The 20,502-nt window shown below is 73.0% G+C and carries 19 protein-coding genes and 1 pseudogene; 12 read left to right on the forward strand and 8 right to left on the reverse strand.

Features of this window, described 5'->3' with window-relative positions:
• Positions 1-107 precede the first annotated feature (107 nt).
• Complete coding sequence (locus BKI49_RS10185; protein WP_095933906.1) at positions 108-710, forward strand: hypothetical protein; 603 nt, start codon at positions 108-110, stop codon at positions 708-710.
• Between the two features lie 353 nt (positions 711-1,063).
• Entirely contained in the window at positions 1,064-2,356 is a 1,293-nt protein-coding gene (locus BKI49_RS10190; protein ID WP_095933907.1) for an MFS transporter, read from the forward strand.
• Between the two features lie 467 nt (positions 2,357-2,823).
• Here the strand turns inward: BKI49_RS10190 and BKI49_RS10195 are convergent, their stop codons facing one another.
• Positions 2,824-3,060 carry a hypothetical protein gene (locus BKI49_RS10195; protein ID WP_095933908.1) on the reverse strand — a complete coding sequence of 79 codons (237 nt, stop codon included), beginning with the start codon at positions 3,058-3,060 and terminating at the stop codon, positions 2,824-2,826.
• 58 nt (positions 3,061-3,118) lie between these two features.
• Here BKI49_RS10195 and map point away from each other — a divergent pair, with 58 nt between their 5' ends.
• Together map and BKI49_RS10205 are read left to right on the forward strand one after the other, a co-directional pair.
• Positions 3,119-3,976, forward strand: coding sequence for a type I methionyl aminopeptidase (gene map, locus BKI49_RS10200; RefSeq protein ID WP_095933909.1), 858 nt, complete (start codon positions 3,119-3,121; stop codon positions 3,974-3,976).
• 240 nt (positions 3,977-4,216) lie between these two features.
• Positions 4,217-4,864, forward strand: a complete 648-nt coding sequence (locus BKI49_RS10205; RefSeq protein WP_095933910.1) for a biliverdin-producing heme oxygenase — start codon at positions 4,217-4,219, stop codon at positions 4,862-4,864.
• A 76-nt stretch (positions 4,865-4,940) separates the two neighbouring features.
• On the opposite strand, the gene BKI49_RS10210 is transcribed toward BKI49_RS10205, so the two are convergent.
• Together BKI49_RS10210 and BKI49_RS10215 are read right to left on the reverse strand one after the other, a co-directional pair.
• On the reverse strand, positions 4,941-5,585 hold the full coding sequence (locus tag BKI49_RS10210; protein WP_095933911.1) for a PhzF family phenazine biosynthesis protein: 645 nt from the start codon (positions 5,583-5,585) through the stop codon (positions 4,941-4,943).
• 143 nt (positions 5,586-5,728) lie between these two features.
• The gene (locus BKI49_RS10215) at positions 5,729-6,694 is read right to left on the reverse strand and encodes an HtaA domain-containing protein (RefSeq protein ID WP_095933912.1); all 966 of its coding nucleotides are present in this window, start codon (positions 6,692-6,694) and stop codon (positions 5,729-5,731) included.
• Between BKI49_RS10215 and BKI49_RS10220 the strand changes: the two are divergent.
• The 5 genes and pseudogenes from BKI49_RS10220 to BKI49_RS10240 all read left to right on the forward strand — a co-directional run.
• Positions 6,597-7,106: pseudogene (locus BKI49_RS10220) on the forward strand (ATP-binding cassette domain-containing protein); the annotation flags it as partial. The gene BKI49_RS10215 and the pseudogene BKI49_RS10220 overlap by 98 nt on opposite strands.
• A gap of 179 nt (positions 7,107-7,285) precedes the next feature.
• A complete protein-coding gene (efeO, locus tag BKI49_RS10225; RefSeq protein ID WP_095933913.1) occupies positions 7,286-8,422 on the forward strand; it encodes an iron uptake system protein EfeO in 1,137 nt (378 codons plus the stop codon).
• Positions 8,423-8,432: 10 nt separating this feature from the next.
• Positions 8,433-9,713, forward strand: coding sequence for an iron uptake transporter deferrochelatase/peroxidase subunit (gene efeB, locus BKI49_RS10230; RefSeq protein ID WP_095933914.1), 1,281 nt, complete (start codon positions 8,433-8,435; stop codon positions 9,711-9,713).
• Between the two features lie 4 nt (positions 9,714-9,717).
• Positions 9,718-10,593 carry an iron uptake transporter permease EfeU gene (gene efeU, locus BKI49_RS10235; RefSeq protein WP_095933915.1) on the forward strand — a complete coding sequence of 292 codons (876 nt, stop codon included), beginning with the start codon at positions 9,718-9,720 and terminating at the stop codon, positions 10,591-10,593.
• On the forward strand, positions 10,550-11,563 hold the full coding sequence (locus tag BKI49_RS10240) for an SCO2278 family lipoprotein (RefSeq protein WP_095933916.1): 1,014 nt from the start codon (positions 10,550-10,552) through the stop codon (positions 11,561-11,563). The genes efeU and BKI49_RS10240 overlap by 44 nt, the downstream gene beginning before the upstream one ends.
• A gap of 156 nt (positions 11,564-11,719) precedes the next feature.
• Here the strand turns inward: BKI49_RS10240 and BKI49_RS10245 are convergent, their stop codons facing one another.
• The gene (locus BKI49_RS10245) at positions 11,720-12,448 is read right to left on the reverse strand and encodes a bifunctional DNA primase/polymerase (RefSeq protein WP_095933917.1); all 729 of its coding nucleotides are present in this window, start codon (positions 12,446-12,448) and stop codon (positions 11,720-11,722) included.
• Between the two features lie 208 nt (positions 12,449-12,656).
• On the opposite strand from BKI49_RS10245, the gene BKI49_RS10250 reads away from it, so the two are divergent.
• Positions 12,657-13,535, forward strand: coding sequence for a glycerophosphodiester phosphodiesterase (locus BKI49_RS10250; RefSeq protein WP_095934122.1), 879 nt, complete (start codon positions 12,657-12,659; stop codon positions 13,533-13,535).
• Between the two features lie 353 nt (positions 13,536-13,888).
• Here BKI49_RS10250 and BKI49_RS10255 read toward each other — a convergent pair whose 3' ends face one another.
• Entirely contained in the window at positions 13,889-14,503 is a 615-nt protein-coding gene (locus BKI49_RS10255; RefSeq protein ID WP_095933918.1) for a TetR/AcrR family transcriptional regulator, read from the reverse strand.
• Between the two features lie 158 nt (positions 14,504-14,661).
• Between BKI49_RS10255 and ddaH the strand changes: the two genes are divergently transcribed.
• Positions 14,662-15,519 carry a dimethylargininase gene (gene ddaH / locus BKI49_RS10260; protein ID WP_373557530.1) on the forward strand — a complete coding sequence of 286 codons (858 nt, stop codon included), beginning with the start codon at positions 14,662-14,664 and terminating at the stop codon, positions 15,517-15,519.
• A 9-nt stretch (positions 15,520-15,528) separates the two neighbouring features.
• On the opposite strand, the gene BKI49_RS10265 is transcribed toward ddaH, so the two are convergent.
• From BKI49_RS10265 to BKI49_RS10275, 3 genes are all read right to left on the reverse strand, one after another.
• Positions 15,529-16,521, reverse strand: coding sequence for a small ribosomal subunit Rsm22 family protein (locus BKI49_RS10265; RefSeq protein WP_095933920.1), 993 nt, complete (start codon positions 16,519-16,521; stop codon positions 15,529-15,531).
• 217 nt (positions 16,522-16,738) lie between these two features.
• Positions 16,739-17,923, reverse strand: coding sequence for a serine hydrolase domain-containing protein (locus BKI49_RS10270; protein ID WP_095933921.1), 1,185 nt, complete (start codon positions 17,921-17,923; stop codon positions 16,739-16,741).
• A complete protein-coding gene (locus BKI49_RS10275) occupies positions 17,869-19,320 on the reverse strand; it encodes a multidrug effflux MFS transporter (protein WP_257004691.1) in 1,452 nt (483 codons plus the stop codon). The genes BKI49_RS10270 and BKI49_RS10275 overlap by 55 nt, the downstream gene beginning before the upstream one ends.
• Before the next feature lie 98 nt (positions 19,321-19,418).
• Between BKI49_RS10275 and BKI49_RS10280 the strand changes: the two genes are divergently transcribed.
• Complete coding sequence (locus BKI49_RS10280; RefSeq protein WP_095933922.1) at positions 19,419-20,426, forward strand: Gfo/Idh/MocA family protein; 1,008 nt, start codon at positions 19,419-19,421, stop codon at positions 20,424-20,426.
• The last annotated feature ends 76 nt before the right edge of the window (positions 20,427-20,502 follow it).

Below are 20,502 nucleotides of genomic sequence, written 5' to 3' on the forward strand. Positions count from 1 at the left end.
TCCTCGCGGTTCCTGGGGGCGGCCGGTGATCGGGGCCCGTGCCCAACTCGGGCGAATTCGTGGTGAACTCCGGGTCACGAGTGGCCGTTTGAGGCAGGATCGTCCGCATGGATGCCGTACGGGTCGCGTTGCTGCGCGAGGTGCTCGCCGGGACCGAGTGGCTGGGCGCCACGCGGCGGTTCGGCGGGGCGCTGCGGGGGTCCGTCGTGTCGCACGGGGGCGGCCTGCTGCTGGTCGGCACCGAGGAGTACGAACCCTGGCACCTCGCCGCGCACCTGGTGGACGAGGCGGCGTGGTCGGGGACGCCGGAACTGTCGCCGACCCTGGTGCGGCACGGGGCGCGCGCGTCCGATCCGGCCCACCTCGCCGTGGGGCTGGGCCGCGTCGAGGCGGCGCGGCGCGGGGAGACACTGCTCGTGGTCGCGCCGGGCCCGACCGGCGCGCCCCTGTTGGAGCGGCTGCACGGCGCGCGGAGGGCCGGGGCGACGGTACTGGCCCTGTCCGCGGACGATCCGGAGCTGCCCGCGCTGGCCCATGAGTCGCTCGCCGTGCCGACGGACCCCGAGCTCGACCTCGACACCGTGCAGCACCTGGTCAGCGCGGCGGCCGGGGAGAACGCGCTGCCCTCGCCGCGGAGGCCCCGGCGCTTCCGCGACCGCCTTTCCCGCCTCGCGGACCAGCTGACGGCTCCGCCGTCGTACCGGTGGTAGCGCGGGGCCGCTCTCCGCGTCGGCACCCGCGCCGACGCGAGGCCGCCGGCCTTCGCATCGCCGCCGGACGGTGACCGCCCGGGAACGCTGTCCCGCCGTGACGCCTGGGAACGCTGTCGCGCGGTGACGCCCGGGACCGCCTGCGTACGAAGACGGCCCGGGAACGCCGGCGCACGGTGCCCGCCCGGGGCCGCCGCCGCACGGTAACGCCCGGGACCACCGCCGAACGGTGACGCCCGGAAACGCCGGCGCGGTGACGGCACGGGTCCGGTGTCGCGCGGGCGGTGGTGCGGGGCCGGGTGGCCCGGAAAAGCGGTTGCTCCGCTCCGCGCGTCCGCCGAGCATGGCCCGTTGTGGCCCCCTCATCCCGACTCCGCTCCCTGCTGCCCGATCTCGCGCCGTGGCGGACCTCCGCCGACTTCCGGCGGCTGTGGGTGGCGGGGCTGATCACCAACTTCGGCAGCTTCCTGACCTTCGTCGCGCTGCCGGTGCAGATGAAGGACCTGACCGGGTCGGCCGTGGCGGTGGGCGCGCTCGGAGCCGTCGAGCTCGTGCCGCTGGTGGTGTTCGGCCTGTACGGCGGCGCCCTCGCCGACGCGCTGGACAAACGGAAACTGATCCTCCGTACCGAGGTCGGGCAGGGCCTGCTGTGCGTCGCACTCCTGGTGAACGCGTCGCTGCCGCACCCCGCGGTGTGGCCGCTGTACGCCGTCGCCGCGCTGTCCTCCGCGCTCGTCGCCGTCCAGCGGCCCGCGCTCGACTCGCTCCTGCCGCGGATCGTGGCCCACGAGCATCTGCCGGCCGCCGCCGCCCTCAACTCGCTGCGCTGGACCGTGGGCGGGGTGGCGGGCCCCGCGCTCGCCGGCGTCGTCGTCGCCTACGCCGGGCTGGGCTGGGCGTACGCCGTGGACCTGGCGACCTTCGCCGTGTCGGTGGCGCTGGCCGTGGGCCTGGCCGCGTCGCCCGCCTCGCACGAGGCGGCCAGGCCGTCCCTGCGGTCCGTCGCGGAGGGTGCGCGGTACGCGTGGAGCCGCAAGGAGCTGCTCGGCACGTACGCGCTCGACCTCGCGGCGATGTTCCTCGCGATGCCGCTGGCGTTGCTGCCGTTCCTCGCGGACGAGTTGGACGCGGAGTGGTCGCTGGGGCTGATGTACGCCGCGGTTCCCGCCGGGTCGCTGCTGGTGAGCCTGACCAGCGGGTGGACCTCCCGCATCCACCGGCACGGGCGGATGGTCGCCCTCGCCGCGGCGTGCTGGGGTCTCGCCATGGCCGCGGCGGGGGTCGTGCACGACGTGTGGCTGGTGCTGCTCTTCCTGACGCTCGGCGGCTGCTGCGACATGGTCAGCGGGATCTTCCGCGCCGCCATCTGGAACCAGACGATCCCGGACGAGCTGCGCGGGCGGCTCGCCGGGATCGAGCTGCTGTCGTACTCCGCCGGGCCCCAGCTCGGGCAGGTCCGCGCCGGTGGCATGGCCGCGTGGACCGGCGTGCGGACGTCGATCTGGGCCGGTGGGCTGCTCTGTGTGGGGGCGGTGGTGGTGCTGGCCGCGTTCCTTCCGAAACTGATGACGTACGACGTCCGGACGAATGAGCATGCTGTGCGGATGCGGGCGGCGCGGGGGGTCGAAGCGGGGGCTTCGCTCTGAACTCCGGGTTGGCTGCGGGCCCGCTGGTCCGGGGGCCGTTTCCAGGGCTCCGTCACCCGGGGGCACCGCCGGGAGTTTCCCACCCGCACCGCCCGAAACCCTCGCCCGACAGGCTCGGCCCGCCCCGTCGCGACCGAGACCCGTCGGCGGGTGCGGGTGGGCTGCCGCCGGTTCGCTCGCCCTGGCGTCGGGCGCCAAGGACCCGCCACCCGGGGGCACCGCCGGGGCTTTCCCACCCCCACCGCCCGGAACCCTCGCCCGACAGGCTCGGCCCGCCCCGTCGCGACCGGGGTGCGTCGGCGAGTGCGGGTGGGCTGCCGCCGGTTCGCTCGCCCTGGCGTCGGGCGCCAAGGACCCGCCACCCGGGGGCACCGCCGGGGCTTTCCCACCCGCACCGCCCGAAACCCTCGCCCGACAGGCTCGGCCCGCCCCATCGCGGCCGAGACCCGTCGGCGAGTGCGGGTGGCTCAGCGGTCCTCGGGGGCCTGCTCCGTGTCCGACGCGTCATGCCACTTGGGGTCGGTTTCCCATTCGAGGTTCCGCTCGCGCGCGGTCTCCATCGCGTGGGCCGCCTCCTCGCGGGTCGCGTACGGCCCGAAGCGGTTCTTGGCCGGGCACTCGGGGCCTTCCTCGACCTTCTTGTGCTCCAGGCAGTAGTACCACTCGCCGGGCTTGCCGACGGTCCGCTTCTTGAACAGGGCCATGACCGGCTCCTTTCGACACGGACATGGTCCCCCATGCCCGCTGGTTAGACTCGCTGGCATGTCTGGCCAGTCGCTGCTCGTACCAGGGGAGCTCTCTCCCACCCGTCCCGTCCCGGGAAACATCCGGCGTCCCGAGTACGTGGGCAAGCCCGCGCCCACGCCGTACACGGGCCCCGAGGTGCAGACGCCGGAGACCGTCGAGGCGATGCGGGTCGCCGGCCGCATCGCCGCGCAGGCGATGGCGGAGGCCGCGAAGCTCATCGCGCCGGGCGTGACGACGGACGAGCTGGACCGCGTGGCGCACGCGTACATGTGCGACCACGGCGCCTACCCGTCGACGCTCGGCTACCGCGGCTTCCCCAAGTCGCTGTGCACCTCCGTCAACGAGGTCATATGCCACGGCATCCCGGACTCCACGGTCCTCAGGGACGGCGACATCATCAACCTCGACGTCACGGCGTACATCGGCGGCGTGCACGGCGACAACAACGCGACCTACCTGGTCGGCGACGTCGACGAGGAGTCGCGGCTGCTGGTCGAGCGGACCCGCGAGTCCCTCGAACGCGCGATCAAGGCCGTCAAGCCGGGCCGCCAGATCAATGTCATCGGCCGGGTCATCGAGTCCTACGCGAAGCGGTTCGGGTACGGCGTCGTCCGGGACTTCACCGGGCACGGGATCAACTCCTCCTTCCACTCGGGATTGATCATTCCCCACTACGACAGCCCGCACGCAACCACCGTCATCCAGCCGGGGATGACCTTCACCATCGAGCCCATGCTCACGCTCGGCACCCACGAGTACGACATGTGGGACGACGGGTGGACCGTCGTGACGAAGGACCGCAGGCGCACCGCCCAGTTCGAGCACACGCTGGTGGTGACGGACAGCGGGACCGACATCCTCACCCTGCCGTAGCCCGGCAAGCACTGCCGTAGCCCCGCAAGCACTGCCGTAACCCCGCAGGCACTGCTGCAGCCCGGCAGGCGTAGCCGTAGCCCGGGAAGCATCGAGCCCGCCCTCCTCGGAGGGCGGGCTTCTTCGTGCCCGCTCGACCGGGTCGGGGTATGTTTTTACCGACAAGCTGTCGGGAAAGTTCCCGACAGGTGGTCGGCAAGCTGTTGACTTAGGTAAGGCTTACCTTAGATGATTCGGCGCATGGACTCGTTCTCGGCACTCATCCGCACCGCCTCGCACGAGCAGCATGTGGAGGCGGAGACCTCGACGTTCATGGCCGACCTGCTGGGCGGCCGGCTCGGCGTCGAGGCCTACGCGCGCTACACCGAGCAACTGTGGTTCGTCTACGAGGCCTTGGAGGCCGCGGCCGACCGGCTGGTGTCCGATCCGGTGGCCGGCCCGTTCATCCGGCCCGAGCTGCTGCGCCGCACCGCCCTGGAGCGCGACCTGGCCCATCTGCGGGGCCCCGGGTGGCGGGATTCGCTCACCGCCCTGCCCGCGACCCGGTGCTACGCCGCCCGCGTCGCGGAGTGCGCGCGGGAGTGGCCCGGCGGCTACGTGGCCCACCACTACACCCGCTACCTCGGCGACCTCTCCGGCGGCCAGATCATCCGTGGCAAGGCCGAGCAGACCTGGGGCTTCGCCCGCAAGGGCGACGGCGTCCGCTTCTACGTCTTCGAGGACATCGCCAATCCGGCCGCCTTCAAGCGCGGCTACCGCGAACTGCTGGACGCGGTCCCCGCCGACGACCTGGAGAAGCAGCGCATCGTCGCGGAGTGCAAGCAGGCGTTCGCGTTGAACACCGCCGTCTTCCACGCCCTGGGCGAGGAGTTCCCGCTCACGGCGTGACCGTCGGGGGTACCGGAACCGCAATCGGCCTGCGGCGGCGAGCCGGAGGGGCGCCGGGGGCCTCGGGCCCGGGCCGTCAGCGTTCCAGCAGGACCCGTCCGCCCACCTCGACCCAGCCGTGCGGCTGCGGAGCCGTGAGGATCTGCGAACCCGCGCCTTGCACGATGTTGAGAGCGCGGCCCAGGCGGTCGGTGAGCAGCAGTGCCGCCGCGCCCGTCGCCTCGTCCTCGTCGATGCCGTCGTCACGGCCGGGGAAGGCACGGGCGCGCACACGGCCGGCCGCCTCGTCCTCCCACGCCCAGGCGTAGATCCACTCCCCCGGCGGCGGCACGGTCAGCGCGTCGACCTCGGTGGCCGATCCGTACTGCCGCAGCGTGCGCTCCGGCGCCCACTCGGCGCGTGCCTCGATCCAGCTGAACTCGCCGTCGAGCCGTACCCCCACCGTCCCGGCGGGGGTGACCAGTTCGGGCACGTCGAGCAGCCAGCCCACTCCGACGCAGGGATGCCCGGCGAACGGCAGCCGCAGTGTCGGCGTGTAGATGTCGATCACCCCGCGCTCGGGGTCGTCGACGAACACGGTCTCGCTGAACCCGAGCTTGGCCGCGAGCGCCTGCCGTTCCTCGCGGTCCGGCAGCACGGAGCCGTCGCGCACGACACCGAGCTCATTGCCGTACCCGCCGCCGGGTCCGCAGAACACCCGGAGCACGTCGTAGTCAGTCACTCCGGCATTCAAACATCACCCGAGCCGCGGGCGCTTCCTGGAGCGTGCGGGCCGGACCCCGAGGCCCCGCACCGTGCGGCCCGAACCCCGAGACACGGGCCCTGAGGTCCGCGTCGCGTGGCCCGGGCCGCGCCCGTTCCGGATCACACCGAGCGGCGCCTGCGCACCGCGAGCACCACGCCCGCCCCGGCGGCCGCGGTGACGGCCGCTGCGGCACCGCGGGCGACCGCCGACACCTGGGATCCGGTGGAGGCGAGCGCGCCGCCCGCGCCGCCGGTCGTGCTCCAGGTGCCGCCGGTGGTCGTGCCGGAGCCGCCACCCGAATCCGAGCCCGAGCCGGAACCAGAGCCCGAGCCCGAGCCGTCGCCGTCGCCGCCGTCCGGCAGGTCCGCGTCCTCGCTCAGGGCGACCGCCAGGTCCACCGGGTCCAGCTCGGTGCCGGCCGGGTAGAAGCCGCCGAAGGCCTTCGCGCCCGCGTCCGTGAGCGTGGCCGTCACGTCGTCGACGCCGATCACCTCGTCCTTCGCCACCAGGTCCGCGGAGTCCGCCGTCAGCTCGGCGAGCACGACGTCGCCGGACGTCCTGCCGAGGCTCTCGACGTCCGCGGTGAGCTCGCCGGAGCCGCCGTCCAGCTTCACGGTGAGGTCACTGAGGGTGAGGTCCAGTCCGTAACTGCCGTTCTGCTCATGGCCCTTGAAGTTCACGGCGCCCTCGAAGGAGACGGAGAGGGTGTCGGCCTCGGTGTCGTACGTGCCGGTCGGGCCGGTGAAGGTGAAGACACCGTTCCCGACGGCCTGGGTGGCGCCGGCAATGGCGGTGATCCTGCCGTGCGCGGCACCGTCCACGACGTACGTGCGGAAGGACCGCTTCACTCCCCGGCCGAGGGTGCCGTCGACGACGTCCCCCCGCGTGGCGGCGGGCGCGGACGCCGTGGCGCTCGGAGCCGTGCTGGTCGGCGTCGGCTCCGACGCGGACGACGAGGGCGAGGCCGAGGCCGACGGGGAGGCCGTGTTCAGGGTCGAGGAGGTCGTCCGGATGGGCCGGGCGCCCTGGGCCGGCGTGGGCCGCGACGAGGACGACGCGGCCGTCGCCGGGGCGATGGCGGCCACGGAGGTCGCCGGGTTCGCCGACCGCCCGTTCTCCGCGCTCAGCGGTGGCGAACGCGCGCGGGCCGCGCTGGCCCGGGTGCTCGCCCAGCGCGCTCCGCCGCTGCCGCTCGACGAGCCGATAGCCGCACTCGACCTGCGGCACCAGGAGTTGATGCTGCGGATCTGCCGGGAAAGGGCGCGTGCCGGGGACGCGGTGGTCGTGGTGCTGCACGATCTGGGGCTCGCGGCGGCGTACGCGCACCGGGTGGCGATTCTGTGCGCCGGTCGTGACGCGGCCGCCGGTCCTCCGGCCGAGGTCTTCACCGCCGATCTGCTCGGCGAGGTCTACCGCCAGCCGGTCGAAGTGTTCCCGCCCCCCGGGACGGGTGCCGTACTGATTCACACCCCGACGAGGCTCTTGACTTTCACTTGACCATTTCATGGGGCCTGTTTTTGGCCGCCGTGATCAAGCCGTGCCTGTACACCGTCTGTGAGAGCTGAATCACCGGACGGGCGGGTATCAGTGAGGGAAGCCTCAGATAAGTTAGGCCAGCCTCACCACGCCGACGCGGTCACCGCCGTGCGGTTTGTCCGACTTCTCTTGGAGCCTGAATGCGAGCCGTCCGCCTCTCAGTTGTCACCGCTGCCGCCACCGCGGCAGCTCTGACCGCCGTCACGGGCTGCACCGAGAAGAGCGACGCCAAGAACGGTGACGCGATCCAGGTGACCGCCGCCGACAGCAAGTGCGACACCTCCGCCAAGACCGTCCCGGCCGGCCAGGTCACGCTGAAGATCGAGAACAAGGGGTCGAAGGCCACCGAGGTCGAGATCGTCTTCCCGGACGACCGGATCGTCTCCGAGAAGGAGAACATCGGACCCGGCACCAAGTACACGCTGACCGCCGAGGTGAAGGCCGGTTCGTACGAGATCGCCTGCCGCCCGGGCATGAAGGGCCACGGCGTCCGCCAGAAGCTCACGGTCACCGGCGGCAAGGTCGCCAAGCGGGACCCGCGTCTCGACAAGGCCGTCGCCGCCTACCGCGCGTACGCGCAGGAGCAGGCCGACGCCACGCTGCCCAAGGCCGAGGCGTTCGCGAAGTCCGTCAAGGACGGCGACATGGAGGCGGCGAAGAAGGCGTTCGCCGACTCCCGCCTCGGCTGGGAGCGCACCGAGCCCGTCGCGGAGTCCTTCGGCGACATCGACCCGAAGGTCGACGTCCGCGAGGACGGCCTGGAGGACGGCCAGAAGTGGACGGGCTGGCACCGTCTGGAGAAGGCCCTGTGGCACGACAAGAAGATCGGCGCGGAGGAGAAGACCCTCGCCGACCAGCTCGTCACCGACCTGAAGGACTGGCAGAAGCGGGTCGGCAAGGCCGAGATCACCCCGACCTCCATGGCCAACGGCGCCAAGGAGCTGCTCGACGAGGTCGCCACCGGCAAGGTCACCGGCGAGGAGGACCGCTACTCGCACACCGACCTGACCGACTTCAAGGGCAACGTCGAGGGCGCGCAGAAGGCGTACGAGCTGCTGAAGCCGGTCGCCCAGGAGAACGACGCGGCGCTGACCACCGAGCTCGACAAGCAGTTCACGGCGCTCGACACGCTGCTCGACAAGTACCGCACGGACAAGTCCTCGTACGTCTTCACCTCGTACGACAAGGTCGGCAAGGCCGACCGCAAGGAGCTCTCCGACGCGGTGAACGCGCTCGCCGAGCCCCTGTCCAAGCTCGCCGCCGCCGTCGTGAAGTAGGAGCAGCAACATGACGGACACCACGGAAGCCTCCCAAGCCGCCGAGAACACGGGCTCGTCCGCGCCGTCACGGCGCTCGCTGATCGGCTGGGGCGGTGCCGGGCTCGCGCTCGGCGCCGCCGCGGCCGGCGGCGCGGTGGCGATGACCCGCACCGGCAACGACGTCGACCCGGTCGGCGCCGACGCGGGCGGCGCGATCGCCTTCCACGGCGCGCACCAGGCGGGCATCGCGACGCCGGTGCAGGACCGGCTGCACTTCGCCGCGTTCGACGTGCAGACGGACGACCGCGCCGAGCTCGTGCAGATGCTGAAGGACTGGACGGCCGCCGCCCGGCGGATGACCGCGGGGCACGCGGTCGGCGAGGGGGCGTACGGCGGTCTGGCCGAGGCGCCGCCGGACGACACCGGTGAGGCGCTGGGCCTCAAGCCGTCGCGGCTGACGCTGACGATCGGTTTCGGCCCCTCCCTGTTCGAGAAGTTCGGGCTGAACGACCGGCGCCCCGAGGCACTCGTGGATCTGCCGCAGTTCCCGGGCGACGCCCTGGAGAAGACCCGCAGCAACGGCGACCTGTGCATCCAGGCGTGCGCGGACGACCCGCAGGTCGCGGTGCACGCGATCCGCAACCTGGCCCGCATCGGCTTCGGCAAGGTCGTCATCCGGTGGTCCCAGCTCGGCTTCGGCAAGACCTCGTCCACCACCCCGGACGCGCAGACCCCGCGCAACCTGATGGGCTTCAAGGACGGCACGCGCAACATCGCCGGCACCGAGAAGGACCGGCTGGAGAAGTTCGTGTGGGTCGGCGAGAAGGACGGTCCCGACTGGATGACCGGCGGCTCGTACCTCGTCGCCCGCCGCATCCGGATGCACATCGAGACCTGGGACCGCACCTCGCTCCAGGAGCAGGAGGACATCTTCGGCCGCGACAAGGGCGAAGGCGCTCCGGTGGGCAAGGCGAAGGAGCACGACAAGCCCTTCCTGAAGGCGATGAAGCCGGACGCGCACGTACGGCTCGCGCACCCCGACTCCAACAACGGCGTGACGATCCTGCGGCGGGGCTACTCGTTCACGGACGGCACGGACGGCCTCGGCCGTCTGGAGGCGGGCCTGTTCTTCCTCGCCTACCAGCGCGACGTGCGCAAGGGGTTCATCCCGCTCCAGCGCAGCCTGTCGCGCTCGGACGCGCTCAACGAGTACATCCAGCACGTGAGTTCGGCGGTCTTCGCCGTCCCGCCCGGCGTCCGCGGCAAGGACGACTGGTGGGGCCGGGCGCTGTTCTCCGAGGAGGCGTAGCCCAGTGTTCAGCAACTACCTGATCGGTCTGCGCGAGGGGCTGGAGGCGAGCCTCGTCGTCTGCATCCTGATCGCCTACCTGGTGAAGACCGGCCGCCGGGACGGCCTGCGGCCGATCTGGCTCGGCATCGGCGTCGCCATCGCGCTGGCGCTCGGCTTCGGCTGCGCGCTCGAATTCGGCTCCCAGGAGATGACGTTCCAGGCGCAGGAGGCGCTCGGCGGCTCGCTGTCCATCCTGGCGGTCGGCCTGGTGACATGGATGGTCTTCTGGATGCGGCGCACCGCGCGGCACCTCAAGAGCGAGCTGCACGGCAAGCTGGACGCCGCCCTCGCCATGGGCACGGGCGCGCTGGTGGCGACCGCGTTCCTGGCGGTGGGCCGTGAGGGCCTGGAGACCGCGCTGTTCGTGTGGGCGTCGGTGCACGCGGCCAGCGACGGCACCCCCCGCCCGCTGATCGGCGTGGCCCTGGGCCTGGCCACCGCGGTCCTGCTCGGCTGGCTGTTCTACCGGGGCGCGCTGCGGATCAACCTCGCCAAGTTCTTCACCTGGACCGGCGGCATGCTGGTCGTCGTCGCCGCGGGCGTGCTCGCGTACGGCGTCCACGACCTCCAGGAGGCCGACTTCGTCCCCGGCCTGACGAACCTGGCGTTCGACATCAGCAGCACCATCGACCCGACGAGCTGGTACGGCACCCTGCTGAAGGGCGTCTTCAACTTCCAGCCGGACCCGACCGTCCTCCAGGTCACGGTGTGGGCGCTGTACCTGGTCCCGACACTCGCCGTCTTCCTCGCCCCGGTAGGGTTCGCCTCCGGGAAGGGGAAGGTGAAGGCACCTGATGAGCAGGGATCGCACGGGTCGCAGCCCACGAACGCTTCGTAGTCTCAATCGATTCGCCCTGGCAACGGGGGCGTTGACCGTTCTGTCGCTGACGGCGAGCGGCTGCGTGGTGGTGCACGGCGAGCGGGAGGTCGTACCGGCGGCGACCCGGTCCGAAGCCGCCCGCGCGCTCAAGGACTTCACCACCGCGTACAACAAGGCGGACGAGGAGTACGACCGTTCGCTGGACGCGGACCGGGTCGCCGGGCCGCTCGCCGACATCGACGCCGCGAAGCTCAAGGCGGGCCACAAGAACAACCCGGGCGGCAATCCTTCGCATTCGCCGCTGACGTTCACGGACGCCAAGTTCGTGATACCCGAGAAGGCCGCCTGGCCGCGCTGGTTCGTGGCCGACACGGCGGCCAACAAGGGCGTCAAGGGCAGCCGTTGGCTGCTCGTCTTCACCCGCACGAGCGCCGACGACGTCTGGGCGGTGTCGTACCTGACGGTCCTCGCCGCCGGGGACGTGCCGAAGTTCGAGACGGACGAGGACGGCTGGGCCCAGCCGGTCACGGCCGACGACGCCGCCGTGACGGTCGAGCCCGGCAAGCTCAGCCAGACCTACGTGGCCTATCTCAAGTCCGGTGGCGACGAGTTCGGCCCCGGCACGCACACCTCGCAGTGGCGGGCCCAGCGCAAGAAGTTCGCGAGCAAGCCCGGACTCGCCCGGCAGTACATCGACGAGCCGATGTCCTCGGGCGAGTACGCCCCGGTGGGGCTGCGCACGGCGGACGGCGGGGCGCTGGTGTTCTTCACCACGCATCGCTACGAGAAGCAGACCGCCGCGGCGGGCACCGAGATCCCCGCGCCGACGGCGGACGTCCGGGCCCTGACGACCGGCGAGATCAAGCAGTCCCTCACCCTGGAGTTCGTCTCCAACCAGGTGGCCCTGGATCCGGCGAAGGGCTCGGGGGACCCTCGGGTCTCGGTACTGGGGCGGATCGAGGGGCTGACGGGGGCGAAGGGCGAATAACCCGCCCGTCACCCGTCACGTCGTACCGGACGCGGGGCCGATCTCGTCACGTCGCATCGGACGCGGGGTCGGTCCCGTCACCTCGTACCGGACGCGGGGTCGGTCCCGTGCCGACGAGGTCCGGACGCGCGGCCGGTCCGTCCCCCGTGCGGGCCGTCAGTGCCGGTGGGGCCAGGCGGCCAGCTGGTCCGTCTCCTGCTGCCCCGCGTACCGGGCGCAGGCGTCGGTGAGGATCTCCAGCAGGCTGAGCGGGTCCGGCAGGGCGTGCTCGGGCCCGCGCACCCAGTCGACGGTCAGGTCACCGGGGAGCCGGGCCGGCGGGACGAGGACGTAGGAGCCTCGGCAGTGCCAGCGGAACCCCGGGTGCTCGTCCATCGTCTCGGGGTGGCAGTCCAGCTCGCAGGGCCACCACTCGTCCTCGTCCTCTGGCGTACCGCGGGTGAGGGTGAAGAAGAGCATCCGGCCGTCGCCGCTCTCGGCGACGGGACCGACCTCGATCCCGGAGGCGAGCATCCGCTCCAGCGCCTCGCGGCCCGCCTCCAGCGGCACGTCGAGGACGTCGTGCACCATGCCGGTCGCGGTGATGAAGTTGGCCTGCGGCTGATGCCGGGCCCATCGCTCGATCTGGGCGCGGTCGGTGGTGGACTGCGTCTGCCAGGCGAAGGAGACCGGGTGGCGGGCGGGGGTGGGACAGCCGATGCGGTCGCAGGAGCAGCGGTAGCCGGAGGGGTGGGCGGCCTGCGCGAGCGGGAGTCCCGCGGCGGCGGCGGCGAGCAGCAGGGCCTCACGCCCGCCGTCGTCGGCGGTCTCCTTCTGACGGCGTCCACGCAGCCACTGGGAGATCCTGCCCTGCGCGCCGGAGCGGCGACCGAACTCTGCGCTCATCTATCCCCTCGCTAGCCGTTGGTCCCGACGACAACCATCCGGGGCCGACAGCCCGTTCCGGGGCTGTCCGCAAGCCCTATCGTCCCACCATCCTGCGCTCCGGGTGGCCAGAGCCCGCATCCGGGGTGGGTGGGGCCATGTGTTCGCCCCCTTCAAATCGAGTGTCATTGACCACTTTGGCTGGATTTGCACCCCTACCGTGGTCGCCATGCTCACACGGACTGCCCTCGCCGGTCTGGTCACGCTCGCCTCGCTCGCCCTCGCCGGACACGGCGGCCCGCCGTCCCCGCTGGAGTGGGGCGCCGGACCGCTGACCGTGGACGCACTGCCCCGCGTCGTGCACGTGGCGCACCGCGGCGGCGCCCGGGAGGTGCCGGAGAACAGCATGTCGGGTCTGACGGCGGCCTACGAGCGGGGAACGGCCCAGGTCCTCGATCTGGACACTCAGACGCTGCGGGACGGGACCGTGGTCGTGATGCACGACGCGACCCTGGACCGCACCACCCACTCGCACGGCCGGGTCCGGGACCTGACCGCCGAGGACTGGAAGCGGGTACGGCTGCGCCCCGCGGAGGGGCTGCCCGGCAGGTGGCCCGCGGAGCGGCCGCCGACCGTCGCCGAGGTCCTGGACCGGTTCGGCGGGCGGATCGTGCTGACGATGGAGGCGAAAGAGCCGCGGAGCCTGGACGCGCTGGCCGCCATGATCCGCGGCCGCGGCCTCACCCGCTCGGTGTTCGTCAACACCAACGACCCGGTGATGGCCCGCCGTATCCACCGGCTGGGCCTGCTCAGCCAGCTGTGGCGTTCGGCGGCCCAGATGCGCCGCGACCGGCCCGCGCGCTGGGCGTCGTTCCTGGACGTGCTCGACGTCGACCACAAGGCGCGCGAGGCCGATCTGGAGCGCGCCGTGCGCTCCGGCGTGCCGCGGGTGTGGGCGCACACCGTGGTCACCCCGGCCCAGCGGGACCGGGCGCTCGCGCTGGGCTGCGACGGGATCGTCACGGACGCTCCGGGCCGCCTGGCGGCACACGAGCGTGCCGGGGTCTCCGCCGTGCCGTCGGCCGTCCGACACGGGGTGACCCGCTGACGACCGGACGGTCCACGATCCGGCGGGCGGTCCCCCGGCCCGCGGCCCGTGACCCGGGCCGACGGCTCGCCGACCCCGTGGCCGGTGCCCATGGCCGGCGACTCGGCGGTCCCGTGGTCCGCCGCCGGGCGCACGGTCCCAAGGTCCCTGCCCCCTGTCCGGCGGCTCGACGGTCCCGTCGCCCGCCGCCGGACGCACGGCCCCAAGGCCCCTGCCCCTGTCCGGCGGCTCGACGGTCCCGTCGCCCGCCGCCGGACGCACGGCCCCAAGGCCCCTGCCCCTGTCCGGCGGCTCGACGGTCCCGTCGCCCGCCGCGCGGCATGCGGCGCGCGCGGCTCCCCCGTGGTGTCCGCTCAGCGCGGGGCGATCCCGTGCAGGGCGTAGTCGACGAGCGTGTCGGTGTAGTCGTAGGAGATCGGGCCGATGCGCTGGAGCCAGCGCTGGGCGAGCGGGGAGACGAACAGCTCCAGGGCGATCCGGGGGTCGACGTCCGCGCGTACGTCGCCGCGGTCCTGCGCCGAACGCAGCCGCTTCACGTACAGCTGGAGCTGGGGTTCGAGGAGCTTGGCGACGAACTCGGCGCCGATCTGGTCGTTGACGACGCCCTCGGCGGCCAGCGCGCGGGCCGGCACCTCGAAGGCGGGGTTGATCAGCTCGTCCACGGTGGCGCGCAGGACCAGCCTGAGGTCGGCGGCCAGGTCGCCCGTGTCCGGGATCTCGTACGGCTCCTGCCCCGCGGCCCGCGCGGCCTGCTCGCCGAGATCCATGAACGCCTCCAGCAGCACGTCCGCCTTCGACGGCCACCAGCGGTAGATGGTCTGCTTGCCGACCCCGGCGCGGGCCGCGATGCCCTCGATCGTGGTCCTCGGGTAGCCGACCTCGCCGACGAGGGCGAGGGCGGCGTCGAAGATCGCTCGGCGCGACCTGGCGCTGCGACGGGTGGCGTCCGGGGTGGGTTTCTCGGCCATGAGGGAAATTTACCAAGCGGGCGATACGCTCCGTCTCGCCTCCGGCCGGAGCCCGCCAGGCCACCCCGGCGGACACAACCCTTTCGGCTCCCGGGCACCGCGCACCCCTCGGCGCACCATGGCACCAACTGCCCCTGCGGTTGCGTAAGGAGTCCTCCTTGCACCCTCCCCGACGCGCCACGCCCCGGCGCTACCTCATGTGCCCGCCGACGCACTTCGAGGTCACGTACGCCATCAATCCGTGGATGAATCCCGCCAAGCCGGTCGACGTGCCGCTCGCCGTCGCCCAGTGGGAGGACCTCCGCGACCGGTACCGCTCCCTCGGCCACACCGTCGAGGAGCTCGAACCCCGCCCCGGACTGCCGGACATGGTCTTCGCGGCGAACGGCGCGACCGTCGTGGACGGCCGGGTCCTCGGCGCCCGGTTCGCGCACCGCGAGCGTGCCCCGGAGGCACCGGCCCACCTGGAATGGTTCCGCGCGCACGGCTTCCCGCGGGTACAGGAGCCGGTGCACGTCAACGAAGGGGAGGGCGACTTCGCGGTCACCGCGTCCTACCTGCTCGCGGGCCGCGGCTTTCGGGCGAGCCCCCTCTCGCACGCGGAGGCCCAGGAGTTCTTCGGCCGCCCGGTGATCGGACTCGATCTCGTCGACCCGCGCTACTACCACCTGGACACGGCACTCGCGGTCCTGGACGACCGCACGGACGAGATCATGTACCACCCGCCGGCCTTCTCCCCCGGCAGCCGTGAGGCACTGCGCAGACTGTTCCCCGACGCCCTGATCGCCACCGCCGAAGACGCCGCGGCGTTCGGGCTCAACGCGGTCTCGGACGGCCTGCACGTGCTGCTCCCCCAGGCCGCGACGGGCCTGCTGGAGCCCCTGCGGGAACGCGGCTTCGCGCCCGTCCCGATCGATCTGAGCGAACTCCTCAAGGGCGGCGGCAGCGTGAAGTGCTGCACACAGGAGCTGCGCTCCCAGGGCCCGCCGGGCGTCGCGGGACTTGCCGGCGTGTGACCTCAGGCCCTACGGGGTGTCGGCGGGCGGCCACGCGTCGCCCCACTCCGCGTCACGGGCCGCACGGTACAGCGGTCCGTGACGCTTCGTCACCGTCTCCCGCCGCAGCGACTCGTCCGGGCCGCACAGGTCCAGCAGCACCTGCCCCTTGCGGATCTGCGGCTTGCGCACGACCCGGGAGGCCGCCGGCTCGGGCGGGAAGCGGGTGGCGGCCACGTAGCTGAACTTCTCGTCCTCGTAGGGCAGGGAGCCGCCCTTGACCTGGCGGTGCAGGGAGGAGCGGGCGACCCGGGCCGAGAAGTGGCACCAGTCCTCGCCGGGCACGATCGGGCAGGCCGCGCTGTGCGGGCAGGGGGCGGCGACGTGGAACCCGGCGTCGATCAACCGGTCGCGGGCCTCGATGACGCGGGCGTAGCCGTCCGGGGTGCCGGGCTCGATGATCACGACGGCCTGAGCGGCGGCCGCCGCGGCGGCCACGACGCTGGCGCGGTCGTCGTCGGTCAGCTCGCCCAGGACGTAGGAGACGGTGACGAGATCAGTGCTCTCGATGGTGAGCGCCGCCCCGATGCGGGAGCGCCGCCACTGTGCGGACTTCAGCTCGGGATTCGCCGCGGCGATCTCGCTGCCGAGCGCGAGCGCGGGTTCGGCCCAGTCGAGGACCGTCACCGGGCGGGCGCCCTCCCAGGTGGCGTTCACCGCCCAGGTGGCGGCGCCGGTGCCGCCGCCGACGTCCACGTGGCTGCCCGGGGCCCAGCCGGGCACCGCGTCCGCGAACTCCTCCAGCGCCGCGCGCACCGCCTCGAACGTCGCGGGCATCCGGTACGCGGCGTACGCGACGACGTCCGAGCGGTCGCGGAGGATCGGCGCGTGCGTCGGGGTGGTCCCCCGGTAGTTGGCGATCAGCCGTTCCACGGCCTGCGCGGCGGCCTTCGGCGGCAGGCCGTCCAGCAGCCCGGCGAGGGCGGTGCGCAGGGTGTCGGCGGGGGGAAGGGGGGCGTTCACCCCGCGATTCTACGGTCGGCGCCGACACCCTCCGGCCGGCGCCGACGGGTCCCCAGCGGCGCTCCGCGCCACCTCCGGCCCACCCGGCGTGCACGGTCGGGGGCCGACCCCACCCGGCCCGCACGATCGAAGGCCGACCCCACCCGGCCCGCACGATCCGAAGCCGACCCCACCCGGCCCGCACGATCCGGGGCCCGGCGCCCCCGGACCGCGGCCGTCACGTGCAGTCGCGCACCGCGTGGGCCAGGCGGGTGGCGGCCGCCGCGCGGGGCGCGCTGTCCGCCGGCCTGCGTCGCGGGTGCACCGTGTTCGCGAGCAGCACGAGGAACGTGTCCGTCGCGGGGTCCAGGACCAGCGACGTCCCCGTGAACCCGGTGTGCCCCACCGCGCCGCGCCCCGCGAGGTCCCCCATGAACCAGGCCTGGTCGAGGGCGAAGCCGAGCGCGGGCGGCCCGAGCATCAGCTCGACGAAGTCGGGGCCGAGTATGCGGGCGGGCCCGTAGGAGCCGCCCGAGAGCAGGGCACGGCAGAACACGGCGAGGTCGCGCCCCGTGGAGAAGAGCCCCGCGTGCCCCGCCACCCCGCCGAGCGCCCACGCGTTCTCGTCGTGGACCACGCCCCGCAGCATGCCCCGGTCCACCTTGCCCCAGGGCCGCCGCTGGTCCTCTGAGGCCGCGGCGCCCGGGCAGGGGCCGAAGCCGGTGGCCCGCATGCCGAGCGGCCGGGTGATGCCGTCCCGGACGAGGACGTCCAGGGAACGCCCGGTGACGCGCTCCAGGACGAACTGGAGCAGCAGCAGGTTGAGGTCGGAGTAGAGGTACTCGCCCGGCGCGGACGAGGGAGCCTCGGCCCGCAGCATCGCGAGCCGTACCGTGTCGTCCGGGCAGTCGTACAAAGGCAGTTCGGGCCGCAGCCCGGAGGTGTGCGTGAGCAGCTGGCGCACGGTCACGCCGTGCTCGGCGGCCGCGTGGAACTCCGGCAGGTACGCGCCCACCAGCGCGTCGATGCCCAGGGTGCCGCGCTCCAGTTGCTGCACCGCGGCGACCGCGGTGAACAGCTTGGTGAGCGAGGCCAGGTCGAAGGGCGTGTGCACGCTCATCGGCACCCGCGCCCCGGGTGGCAGCTCGACCCCGGTGTCGGTCTCCTCGTCGTACGCCGCGTAGCGCACCGCCCACCCCGCCGCCTCCTCGACGGCGACGACCGGGCCGCGTCCCGCGATGAGGACCACGCCCGCCGCCCAGGGGTCGGCTCCGCGCGTGAGCGCGCGGACCTCGCTGACGAGGTGACGCAGTTCTCCGGGGTCGAGCCCGGCCCGTTCCGGTGTGTCGATGCGCAGTCTGGGTGCGCTCAGCTGTCCGCCGCCTTTCCGTCCGGTGCACGTCCCGTCTGCCAGGGACGGCACAGTCCCACGAAGCAGGCGACGGCCACCAGTACCGCGCCCAGTTGGACGACGGCCATCGGGACGGCGGTGTGCTCGCCCGCGATGCCGACGAGGGGCGAGGCGATCGCGCCGATGAGGAAGGAGGAGGTGCCCAGCAGCGCGGAGGCGGAGCCGGCCGCGTGCCGCACCCGCATCAGGGCGAGCGCCTGGGTGTTGGGCAGGGCCAGGCCCATCGAGGACATCAGCACGAACAGGGCGGCGGCCACCGGGGCGAGACCGACCTCGCCGAGCACGCCCGTGGACATCAGCAGCAGTGCGGTCGCCGCGAGCGCGACGAGGGCGAGGCCCGCGGCGAGTGCCTTGTCGAGCCTGACCCGGCCGACCAGGATCTTTCCGTTGATCTGGCCGACGAGGACGAGACCGACGGAGTTGAGGCCGAAGAGCAGGCTGAAGGTCTGCGGGGAGGCGCCGTAGATCTCCTGCACGACGAACGGCGACGCCGAGATGTAGGCGAACAGTGCGGCGAAGGCGAACCCGCCGGCGAGCATGTACCCGGTGAAGACGCGGTCCGCGAGCAGGCCCCGCATGGCGTGCAGCGCCACGCCGACACCGCCGCCGTGCCGGTCCGCGGGCGGCAGCGTCTCGGGCAGTTTCGTCCAGACGACGGCGGTCAGTGCGACGCCGACCGCCGTGAGGACCACGAACACGCCCCGCCAGTCGGTGACGCGCAGGATCTGGCCGCCGATGAGCGGCGCGACGATCGGGGCGACTCCGGAGATCAGCATCAGGGTGGAGAAGAAGCGTGCCATGGCCACGCCGTCGTACAGGTCGCGGACGACGGCCCGGGCGATCACGATGCCCGCCGCGCCGGCGAGTCCCTGGGCCAGGCGGAAGGCGACGAGCAGTTCGACATCGGGGGCCAGCGCGCACAGCACGGTGGCCAGGACGTAGACGGCGAGGCCGGCGAGGAGCGGACGTCTGCGGCCCCACTTGTCGCTCATCGGGCCGACGACGAGTTGTCCGAGCGCCATGCCGGCGAGGCAGGCGGTGAGGGTGAGCTGCACGGTCGCGGCGGGTGCGTGCAGCGCCTTCGTGACGTCCGGCAGCGACGGGAGGTACATGTCCATCGCCAGCGGGGGTGTGGCGGTGAGGCCGCCGAGGATCAGGGTGACGAGGAGTCCGGTGCGGCGCGCGGCCCCGGTGCCGGCGGGTGCGTCCGGGTGCGGGCCGGGGAGCGGCTCGGCGGGTGTGCCGAGGGCGGTGTCCGTGTCCGGGCGCGGGCCGGGGAGCGTGTCCGGGCGCGCGGCGGGCGCGGCGTCCGGGTGCGGGTCGGCCTCGGTGGCCGCCGCGTTCGGTATGTGTCCGTCCGGGCCTTCCCGGCCTTCCTGGTCCCGCGCGGTGCGGCCACGCTCGGGCATGCGCCCCTCCCTCTCCGAGTGATCCGCCACCTATGCTCTCAGTTCGAACGGCGTGTTCGGGTCACAAGGACAGGGCGCGGGGCGGACAAGGGGCGGGAATGACGGGCGAGCGCGACAGCGTGCGGTGGGGGATTCTGGCGACCGGCGGGATCGCCGCGTCGTTCACGGCGGATCTGGTGGACATGCCGGACGCCGAGGTCGTGGCCGTGGCCTCGCGGACGGAGGCCTCCGCGAAGGCGTTCGCGGAACGGTTCGGGATATCCAGGGCGTACGGCGACTGGGCGTCGCTCGCCGAGGACACGGACGTCGACATCGTGTACGTCGCCACTCCGCACGCGGCGCACCGGACCGCGGCCGGGTTGTGCCTGGAGGCGGGGCGCCATGTGCTGTGCGAGAAGGCGTTCACGCTGAACGTGCGTGAGGCCGAGGAACTGGTGGCGCTCGCGAAGGAGCACGACCGCTTCCTGATGGAGGCCATGTGGATGTACTGCAATCCGCTGGTCCGGCGGCTCAAGGCGCTCGTCGACGACGGCGTGGTCGGTGAGGTCCGCACGGTGCAGGCCGACTTCGGGATCTCCGGGCCGTTCCCGCCCTCGCACCGGCTGCGCGACCCGGCACAGGGCGGCGGGGCGCTCCTCGATCTGGGTGTCTACCCGGTGTCGTTCGCGCAGCTGCTGCTCGGGGAGCCGTCGGACGTCGTCGCGAAGGCGGTGCTCTCCGACGAGGGGGTCGACCTCCAGACGGGAGCACTGCTCACCTGGGAGAGCGGCGCTCTCGCCTCGGTGCACTGCTCCATCAACGGCGGCACGCCCGTCTCCGCCTCCATCACCGGTTCCGAGGGCCGTATCGACCTTCCGGACGGTTTCTTCTTCCCCGAGCACTTCGTGCTGCACCGCGACGGCCGTGAGCCGGAGACGTTCTCCGCCGACCCGGTGTCCGGCCCGCGCAACAGCCTCAAGCACGAGGCCGCCGAGGCGATGCGCGCGCTGCGGGCCGGTGAGACCGAGTCCCCGCTCGTCCCCCTCGACGGCAGCCTCGCCGTGATGCGGACGCTCGACGCGATACGGGACCGGATCGGCGTCCGCTACCCGGGCGAGGCCGCCTGACACGAGGCAGGGGCGGCCGCCGCCGACGGCGCCGGTCGCGCCGTCCCTGCCTCTGCCCCTGTCCCCGCGTCACTGT

This window comes from Streptomyces sp. Tue6028 (assembly GCF_002300165.1).
Lineage (GTDB): Bacteria > Actinomycetota > Actinomycetes > Streptomycetales > Streptomycetaceae > Streptomyces > Streptomyces siamensis.

What these genes read in the sequence shown, in the direction of transcription:
- BKI49_RS10185 (WP_095933906.1), top strand. Translation starts at nt 108, where the DNA reads ATGGATGCCGTACGGGTCGCGTTGCTGCGCGAGGTGCTCGCCGGGACC.
- BKI49_RS10195 (WP_095933908.1), bottom strand. Translation starts at nt 3,060, where the DNA reads ATGGCCCTGTTCAAGAAGCGGACCGTCGGCAAGCCCGGCGAGTGGTAC.
- map (WP_095933909.1), top strand. Translation starts at nt 3,119, where the DNA reads ATGTCTGGCCAGTCGCTGCTCGTACCAGGGGAGCTCTCTCCCACCCGT.
- BKI49_RS10205 (WP_095933910.1), top strand. Translation starts at nt 4,217, where the DNA reads ATGGACTCGTTCTCGGCACTCATCCGCACCGCCTCGCACGAGCAGCAT.
- efeO (WP_095933913.1), top strand. Translation starts at nt 7,286, where the DNA reads ATGCGAGCCGTCCGCCTCTCAGTTGTCACCGCTGCCGCCACCGCGGCA.
- efeB (WP_095933914.1), top strand. Translation starts at nt 8,433, where the DNA reads ATGACGGACACCACGGAAGCCTCCCAAGCCGCCGAGAACACGGGCTCG.
- BKI49_RS10240 (WP_095933916.1), top strand. Translation starts at nt 10,550, where the DNA reads ATGAGCAGGGATCGCACGGGTCGCAGCCCACGAACGCTTCGTAGTCTC.
- BKI49_RS10245 (WP_095933917.1), bottom strand. Translation starts at nt 12,448, where the DNA reads ATGAGCGCAGAGTTCGGTCGCCGCTCCGGCGCGCAGGGCAGGATCTCC.
- BKI49_RS10250 (WP_095934122.1), top strand. Translation starts at nt 12,657, where the DNA reads ATGCTCACACGGACTGCCCTCGCCGGTCTGGTCACGCTCGCCTCGCTC.
- BKI49_RS10255 (WP_095933918.1), bottom strand. Translation starts at nt 14,503, where the DNA reads ATGGCCGAGAAACCCACCCCGGACGCCACCCGTCGCAGCGCCAGGTCG.
- BKI49_RS10275 (WP_257004691.1), bottom strand. Translation starts at nt 19,320, where the DNA reads ATGCCCGAGCGTGGCCGCACCGCGCGGGACCAGGAAGGCCGGGAAGGC.
- BKI49_RS10280 (WP_095933922.1), top strand. Translation starts at nt 19,419, where the DNA reads ATGACGGGCGAGCGCGACAGCGTGCGGTGGGGGATTCTGGCGACCGGC.